The organism is Oscillospiraceae bacterium (assembly GCA_031265355.1).
Lineage (GTDB): Bacteria > Bacillota > Clostridia > Oscillospirales > UBA929 > JAIRTA01.
On record JAISCT010000027.1, the window covers coordinates 20542 to 27617 of the forward strand.

Annotated in this window: 8 protein-coding genes; all 8 read right to left on the minus strand. The window is 61.1% G+C overall.

Going from position 1 to position 7076, the window contains the following annotated elements; all coding sequences use genetic code 11:
• Positions 1-167: 167 nt before the first annotated feature.
• The 8 genes from LBK75_03825 to rpsT all read right to left on the minus strand — a co-directional run bounded on the left by LBK75_03825 (position 168) and on the right by rpsT (position 6826).
• Positions 168-1232: a spermidine/putrescine ABC transporter substrate-binding protein gene (locus LBK75_03825; protein MDR1157422.1), complete on the minus strand. Its 1065-nt coding sequence runs from the start codon at positions 1230-1232 to the stop codon at positions 168-170.
• Positions 1233-1384: 152 nt separating this feature from the next.
• Positions 1385-2212 (minus strand): ABC transporter permease, encoded by an 828-nt coding sequence (locus tag LBK75_03830; GenBank protein ID MDR1157423.1) that lies wholly within the window; start codon positions 2210-2212, stop codon positions 1385-1387.
• Positions 2213-3046, minus strand: a complete 834-nt coding sequence (locus LBK75_03835) for an ABC transporter permease (protein ID MDR1157424.1) — start codon at positions 3044-3046, stop codon at positions 2213-2215.
• Positions 3043-4089, minus strand: coding sequence for an ABC transporter ATP-binding protein (locus tag LBK75_03840; protein ID MDR1157425.1), 1047 nt, complete (start codon positions 4087-4089; stop codon positions 3043-3045). The genes LBK75_03835 and LBK75_03840 overlap by 4 nt, the downstream gene beginning before the upstream one ends.
• 186 nt (positions 4090-4275) lie before the next feature.
• Positions 4276-5238 (minus strand): RluA family pseudouridine synthase, encoded by a 963-nt coding sequence (locus LBK75_03845; protein MDR1157426.1) that lies wholly within the window; start codon positions 5236-5238, stop codon positions 4276-4278.
• A gap of 67 nt (positions 5239-5305) precedes the next feature.
• Positions 5306-5641 (minus strand): ArsC family transcriptional regulator, encoded by a 336-nt coding sequence (locus LBK75_03850; GenBank protein ID MDR1157427.1) that lies wholly within the window; start codon positions 5639-5641, stop codon positions 5306-5308.
• A 52-nt stretch (positions 5642-5693) separates the two neighbouring features.
• Positions 5694-6467 carry a TIGR00282 family metallophosphoesterase gene (locus LBK75_03855; protein ID MDR1157428.1) on the minus strand — a complete coding sequence of 258 codons (774 nt, stop codon included), beginning with the start codon at positions 6465-6467 and terminating at the stop codon, positions 5694-5696.
• 92 nt (positions 6468-6559) lie between these two features.
• Positions 6560-6826 (minus strand): 30S ribosomal protein S20, encoded by a 267-nt coding sequence (gene rpsT, locus LBK75_03860; GenBank protein ID MDR1157429.1) that lies wholly within the window; start codon positions 6824-6826, stop codon positions 6560-6562.
• Positions 6827-7076: the final 250 nt, after the last annotated feature.

Here is a 7076-nt window from a genome sequence, read left to right on the forward strand (position 1 = left end):
CGCCGTTAGACGAAAACGATCCCGTTTTGTTCCCACTAACGTGGGTTGCACCTGCAACTCACAACCCAAATTCTTGTTTTTTGTTGCCGCGAAGCGGCAACAAGGTACTAAAGAGCCGCCCACAGTGCGAAGCTGTCACAAGCCCCCGCGCCGCGGGCGGTTTTGTCTCAGGCGCCGATCAGACGAGTCCAAAGATCCTCGTAATATTGCGTCGTCTGCGACAAGTCCTCAAAGACCTCGCAGCGCGCCAGTTCTTCGGCCGACGGGTTGCGCGCTGGGTTGTTCCGGAATTCCTCCGGCATCTGGGCGATGACCTCCTGCTGCGGCGAAGAATAGTTGATATACGCCCAGTTGCGCTGGGCGATGGGCGTGCTGCACATGAAGTTGATGAACGCCTCGGCCGCCTCCGGGTTCTGGGCGGTCTTCAAAATACACATGGAATCCACCCACAGGTTGGAGCCCTCCCGCGGGATGACGTAGGCGATGTCGGGGTTCTCATCGGAAATCGTGATGGCGTCGCCCGCGTAGACGACGGCCAGCGCCGCCTCGCCGGCGATCATCTTGTCTTTGACCTCATCTCCGGTGTAGGCGAGCACCAACGGTTTTTGCGCCACCAGTTTGTCGTACGCCTCCTGCAGCTCGGCCTCGTTCTTCGTGTTCATCGAGTAACCCAGCATCTTCAGCGTGACCCCCAGGCTGTCGCGTACGCTGTCCATCATAAAGATGTTCTTCCGGTATTGCTCGTCCCACAGCGCCGTCCAGGAATCGATTGGTCCGTTCACCATCGTCGTGTTGTAGGCGATGCCCACGGTCCCCCACATGTAGGGAACGGAATATTCGTTTTGCGGGTCGAAGTCCAGGTCTTTGAAACGGTCGTCGAGGAGGCTGTAGTTTGGGACGTTGTCCAGGTTGATCTTGCGGAGCATGTCCTCGTTGATCATTTTGCGGATCATGTAGTCGGACGGGATGACCACGTCGTGGGACACGCCGCCGCTGGCCTTGATCGAGGTGTACATGTCCTCGTTGGCCTCAAACATGGTGTAGATGACCTCAATCCCGGTCTCCTGCGTAAAGAGCTCCGTCACTTCCGGGTCGATGTAATCCCCCCAGTTGAACACCTTGAGTGTCACATTGGCGGAGCCGCCGTCCGGCGCGGACGAGGACCCGCAAGCCGCCGGCAGCAGCAGGCACAGCGCCAGCAGTCCGCAGCGAAGGCAACGAAACAATTTCAATGCACGCATCCCCTTTTTAGTATTTTGTTGCCGCGAAGCGGCAACAAAATACAAGAATTTGGGTTGTGGGTTGCAGGTGCAACCCACGTTATTATGGAATTTTTCAGACTCTTATCACGCAAAGCAAGGTGTCGCGCGTCCGAGGCGCTCGCTCAGTGCTCACGGGAGGACAGTGCTCTTGGAGAACGGGAACGCACGTGGTTTTGCGTGCGGCGGCGGATGTCGCGGCCGGCGCGGATGTTGACGGTCAGCAGCAGCAGGAGCACCACGACGAACATGATGGAGGAAAGCGCGTTGATCTCCGGTTTGATCCCCTTGCGGGCCATGGAGTAGACGGTGATGGACAGCGTGGACACCCCCGGCCCGGCGGTGAAAAACGAGATCACGAAGTCGTCGATGGAGAGCGTGACGGCCAGCAGAAAGCCGTTCACGATGCCGGGCAGGATCTCGGGGACAATTACCTTGAAGAAGGCCCGCGCCGGCCCCGCGCCGAGGTCGAGGGCCGCCTCGAAGACGTGCCGGTTCATCCCCTTGAGGCGCGGACTCACCGACAGAATGACATACGGGATGTTGAACGTGATATGGGCCAGCAGCAGCGAGGAGAAGCCCAGGTTGATTCCGATGAACACGTATAGGATCAGCAGAGAGATGCCTGTGACGATGTCCGGGTTCAGGACGGGCAGATAGGTGACGTTGAGCATGAAATTGGCGAGTCCCCGGCGCATATGATGCATGCCAAGCGCGGCCGCCGTGCCGATGATGGTCGCGATGACGGCGGAAAGCAGCGCGATGACCAATGTGTTGCGCAGCGCATGCAGAATCTCGGCGTTTTGCGCCAGCGACTCATACCAGCGAAACGAGAACCCGCCCCAGGCCCCGCGGGACTTGGCGCCGTTGAACGAAAACGCGATGAGGACGGCAATGGGGGCGTAGAGAAACAGGAAAATGAGCCCCGAGTAGGCGCTTTTTAACACTTTCATTCACATGAGCCCCCCGCCTGCGTTCTCCTTCTCATAGCGGGAGAGCGCGTTCATCGACAGCAAGATCAGCACCATCAAAATGACCGACATGGCCGACCCGAAGCCCCAGTCCCCGGCCACCTTGAACTGTTTTTCGATCAGGTCGCCGATCAGCGCGTTCTGCCCGCCGCCCAGCAGTTTGGAGATGATAAAGGTGGTGACGGCCGGCATGAATGTCATCGTAAATCCGCTCATGATACCGGGGAAAGAGAGCGGAAAGACGACGCGGAAAAAGGTGACCGCGCGCCCCGCGCCCAAATCCTCCGACGCCTCGATGAGGTTTTGGTCAATCTTCGTCAGAGAGGTGTAGATAGGCAGGATCATGAACGGCAAAAAATTATAGACATTGCCGAGAATGACGGCGCCCGCGGTGTACATGATCTCAAGCGACGGCAGACCCAGGTTTTTCAGCACCGTGTTGATCACGCCGGTGCGTTCGAGCAGCGTCATCCAGGCGTAGGTGCGCAGGAGGAAGTTCATCCACATCGGGAGAATGAACAGGAAAGAGACGACGTTGCGGGTGCGCTCTTTCATCCTGGAGAGGATATAGGCCATCGGGTACCCCAGCACAAAGCAGACGACGGTACTCACACCGGCGATCCACAGCGAGCGCCAGAGCACCCGCAGGTACACCGTGTCGCTTAGGTCAAAGAAGCGGCGGAAATTGTCCAGTGACAGGGCCGTGCCCTGCCCGGTGGTCAGGCTGTAGTAGAGGATGAGCAGCAGCGGCGCCACAATGAAGATCAAGGCGTACAGGGCGTACGGCACCGCCGTGAGCCGCAGGCGGCGGCTCACGAGACCGCCTCCGTCTTGTGCATAATGTGGATGTCGAAGGGCCGCACCGAGAGACCCACCCGGGCGCCGATCGGTTCGCTGGCCGTGGAGTGGATCATCCATGTGAAGTCGCGCGCGCGCACCATCATCTCGTAATGGACGCCCTTGAAGGTGACGGAGAGCACATCCCCGTCGAGCTGCCCCTCCTCGGGGGGCGACAGCCGGATGTCCTCCGGTCGGATGACCACGTCCACCGGCTCGTCCGAAGCGAAGCCCGTATCCACGCAGCGGAAGGCCCGGCCGGCGAAGCTGACCTCGCAGTCCCGGTGCATGACGCCGGGTACGATGTTGCTCTCCCCGATGAAGTCGGCCACAAAGGCGTTCTTCGGCTCGTTGTAGATATCCACCGGCGTACCAATCTGCTGGATCACGCCGTCCTTCATGACGACGACTGTGTCCGACATCGTCAGCGCCTCCTCTTGGTCGTGGGTGACGTAGACGAAGGTGATGCCCACCTGCTGCTGGATCCGCTTGAGTTCAATCTGCATCTCCTTGCGCAGCTTGAGGTCGAGCGCACCCAGCGGCTCGTCGAGGAGCAGCACCTGCGGATGGTTCACAATGGCGCGGGCGATGGCGACGCGCTGCTGCTGACCACCCGAGAGCTGGTGGGAGGCGCGCTTGTCGTAGCCGCGCAGGCCCACCAGGTCGAGAGACGCCCGCACACGCCGCTCGATGTCGGCTTTGGGCACCTTGGCCACGCGCAGGCCAAAGGCCACGTTTTCAAAGACGTTCAGATGGGGAAAGAGCGCGTAGCGCTGGAACACCGTATTGACGCGCCGCCGGTAGGGCGGAACATCATTAATCCTCACATTGTCGAAAAAGACGTCCCCCGAGGTGGGCACCTCGAAGCCGCCGATGATCCGCAGCGTCGTGGTTTTGCCACAGCCGCTGGGTCCGAGCAATGTGAGGAATTCCTTGTCTTTGATGGTCAAATTGATTGAATTCAGCACTGTTACATCATCAAACGCCATGACGCAGTTGACAAGGCGAATGAGTTCGGACATGTATCATCCCCCGTTTCGTATCCGGCCCAAGCCGGCGGCGTCTTGTAGATCACAAGAAAGACTATACAGTGAAAACACGTAAATGTCAACAAAAATCAGAATATTTCTCAAATTTCTCTCGACAAAAAGAAAAGAGAACGGGAATATCTTTATTTTTCTCTTGTTTTCTCGCGAAAGCTCTGAATATCATACATGTTCATCGCGGGTAAAGGCAGCGACCCACGGCGGCGGCGGCGCCTCGAATACGCGGCCCCGCAGGGGGTCCAGCCGGCCGGCCGGCGTTTGGAAGGCCAGGGTCAGCGTGTGGGCATGCAGCGCCTGGTGCGTCCAGCCCAGGGCCCGATCGGCCCGGTTGTCCGCGTATTTGCCATCCCCCAGCAGCGGGTGCCCGACGGCGGCCCACTGCGCGCGGATCTGATGGGTGCGGCCCGTGAGCGGGCGGCATTCGACCAACGAGAGGCCGTTTCGGCTGAGAAGCACGCGGTAGGCGGTCACGGCGGTTTTGGCGCCGTCGCGCCGGTCGGGGCGTACCGATACGCGGCTGCGCGTCTCATCGCGGCGCAGGCAGTGGCGGAGTGTGCCCGCCGGCGCGTCGGGCGTCCCGTGGATCAGACAGCAGTAGGATTTTTCAATCTCCCGCAGGCGGAACTTCTCCGTCAGGATCCGCAGCGCCTCGGCATTTTTTGCGAAGAGCACGAGTCCACTCGTGTGGCGGTCGATGCGGTGGGCCGGCGCCGGGGCGAAGGTGTTCTCCCGCGCGGGGTCCCAGTCGCCCCGCTGGAACAGATAGGCCTGCACGTACGAGGCCAGCGCCGGCGTGCTGGGCAAGCCGTCCGGCTGCACGGGCAGGCCGGACGGTTTGTCCAGCACGAGGAGGTTCGCGTCGTCAAAAACGACGGCGAGCGGCGGGTACGGCCGGGCGAGGTGCGCCAGGTCCGGTCCCGCGGCGGGCGCGGCGTCTTCGTAAAGCGTCACAGTCTGGCCCGCGGCGAGGCGCGTACCGCCCTCCGCGCGCCGGCCGTCCACCTTGACGTGCCGGGTCCGGATGGCCTTTTGTACATGTGCGGCAGAGAGCGCGGGCGCCGCCTTCGACAAAAACCGATCCAGCCGCCGCCCGGCGTCGTTGTCGCCCACCGTCCACGTCCGCATCACGTTCCCCCTTCACCGTATTCCTATCCTCTGCCCGCTTCAGCGTCGACGCCCCTTTTGCGTCCTGTCAGGCCCACGTCTTCCAGACGTCGGGATGATACCCCACGGTGGCCTGCCGGCCATTGCGGACGACGGGGGTCTGTATGAGTTCCGGCTGTGCCACGAGTTTTTCGAGTCGGTCGTCGTCGTAGGCCAGGTAGCGCAGCAGCGCCGCGTCCTCCCGGCTCTCATCGATTAGGGGCGGCAGTCCGCCCACGGCGTTGCGAACGCTGACAAGTTCCCCGCGGCTCATCCCATGGCGGGCGAGATCGACGAACTGATAGGAAATGCGCCGCTCCTTAAAGTACCGTTCGGCCTTCTTCGTGTCGAAACACCTGGCCCTGCCAAAAATCTGAATGTTCAACGGGCACCCAAGCTCCCTTTCATCTGGCCTTAAAAGGAAATATTTTACAATTTCAACTGTGGATGGCGAGGCGGCGGATGGCAGTGCAACGGCGGGTCTGTTCGTCGATCTCGAACAGGGCGCCCTCCAGTTTGGCGGGGCCGGGCGCCGGTTCAAAACGCTGCGGGAGATTGCCGAGGAACGAAGAGACGGACTGCTCGGGTTTTACGCCCAGCACCGAATGCGCGGGGCCCGTCATCCCGAGGTCGGTCAGAAAGCCGAGACCGCCCGGCAGGATCCGCTCGTCGGCGGTCTGCACATGGGTGTGCGTGCCCAGCACCGCCTGTGCCCGGCCGTCAAGGTGGTGGGCCAGGGCGGCCTTCTCGCTGGTGGTCTCGGCGTGGAAGTCGATCACAAACAGGTCGGCCTCCGTCTGCGCGAGCAGGCGATCCGCTGCGAGAAATGGATTGTCCGGATGAAAGTCCATCAGGCAGCGACCCACCAGCGAGGCGACGCACACCCGGACACCGAGGTTTGTGATGAACACAAAGTGTCCGGCGCCGGGATTCTGGCTGGGAAAGTTGACCGGCCGGAGCAGGCGCGGCTGTTCGTCCAACGTCCGAGCGATCTCGCGGCGGCGCCAAGTGTGGTTGCCCAGCGTGATCACATCCACGCCGGCGGAGAACATCCGGTCGGCCTGCTCGGGGCGGATGCCCAGCATGTCGGCGTTCTCCCCGTTGGCCATCACGAAATCCGCGTCATATAGGCGCCGCAGGGAAGACACATGTGCCTCGATCATCTTAAGGCCCGGTTCCCCCACCACGTCGCCGATTGCGAGTCCAATCATTGCATCACCGTCCCCATGGGCCGCCCGCCCAGAGCGGCGCCTCAAAAAACTCCCGCATCCCGAGAAGGATGCGGGAGTTGTCTGCCAAACCCTCAGCGGGCCGGGGCCGCAATCTTGGCCGCCAGTCGGCTCTTGCGGCGCGCCGCCGTATTCTTGTGCAGGATACCGCGCGCCACAGCGCGGTCGATGTCCCGCTGCGCACTGCGATATGCTTCGTTGACGGACGCGGGATCTCCCTCGGCGATAGCAGCCTGCGCTTTTTTGATGGATGTCTTGAGACTGGATTTGACCCGACGATTGACCGCCGTCTTGGCTTCAATCACCTTGGCCCTCTTCTTGGCAGACTTGATATTCGGCAAGTCGACCACCTCCTCCGTCACATATTGGCGGCCACATCAGGCCGCAGTAATATATTATAGCAGAGAGAGTACCGGATTGCAAGAGGGGAAATTCATTTTCCCAGCCATTTTCACGTTTAGGGTCTGTCGGGAAATAAAGTGTGCAGTTGGCGCAGCAATTTTGTGTCCCGGCCAGGCGCCGGGTTCCGCGAATACTTGTAGTATTCAAGGGTTCCGGCAACGCGGCCGGGGCGCAAAAGGGCAAGTCAAA

Excerpts from the sequence above, each read along its gene's own strand:
- LBK75_03830 (MDR1157423.1), bottom strand. The coding sequence starts at position 2,212 with ATGAAAGTGTTAAAAAGCGCCTACTCGGGGCTCATTTTCCTGTTTCTC.
- LBK75_03840 (MDR1157425.1), bottom strand. The coding sequence starts at position 4,089 with ATGTCCGAACTCATTCGCCTTGTCAACTGCGTCATGGCGTTTGATGAT.
- LBK75_03845 (MDR1157426.1), bottom strand. The coding sequence starts at position 5,238 with ATGCGGACGTGGACGGTGGGCGACAACGACGCCGGGCGGCGGCTGGAT.
- LBK75_03855 (MDR1157428.1), bottom strand. The coding sequence starts at position 6,467 with ATGATTGGACTCGCAATCGGCGACGTGGTGGGGGAACCGGGCCTTAAG.